This is a genomic window from Sphingomonas sp. CCH9-E2, from assembly GCF_001557215.1.
Classification (GTDB): Bacteria; Pseudomonadota; Alphaproteobacteria; order Sphingomonadales; family Sphingomonadaceae; genus Sphingomonas.
On sequence record NZ_LSJM01000133.1, the window covers coordinates 1 to 484 of the forward strand.

General features: G+C 71.1%; 1 pseudogene. It reads left to right on the forward strand.

Annotation, left to right across the window (positions count from 1 at the left end):
* Nucleotides 1-222 precede the first annotated feature (222 nt).
* Nucleotides 223-484 (forward strand): annotated as a pseudogene (locus AX681_RS07355) (C13 family peptidase); the annotation flags it as partial.

The window sequence follows — 484 nt, forward strand, 5'->3', positions numbered from 1 at the left end:
TACCAAAATCCGGTACCGGCAGCAACGCTCCACCGACGCTTGACCTGAACGCGCGCGCCACGCACCTTCGGCCTCAGGGGGTGATTTGATGCGTTCGATCCTGCCATTTACGCTGGCGCTGCTCGCGCTTCCAGCCGCGTCGGCGCAGCAGCAGCCCTACACGCCGCCCCAGCATACCGCCCGCCCCCGCCAGGGATCGCGCGCTCGACGCCGGAGGAAGTGGTGCAGCAGGCGGATGGCGGCACCCAGATCGAGCGGGATCGGCCCGCCAGCTATGCCCTCGCCGAACACCGTCGGCTGAACCGCGCGCTCGCCACCCTGCTCCCCCAGCGCAAGGGGGTGATCGATGCCTATGTCCTGTCGGTCGCGCTCGACAGCGACCCGGTGTTCGGGCGCGAGGCGCGGGAGGCGGGCAAGGTGCTCGCGCGGCGCTACGACGCACTCGGCCGCACGATCACGCTCGGCGGCAGCGACGGCAAGGCCC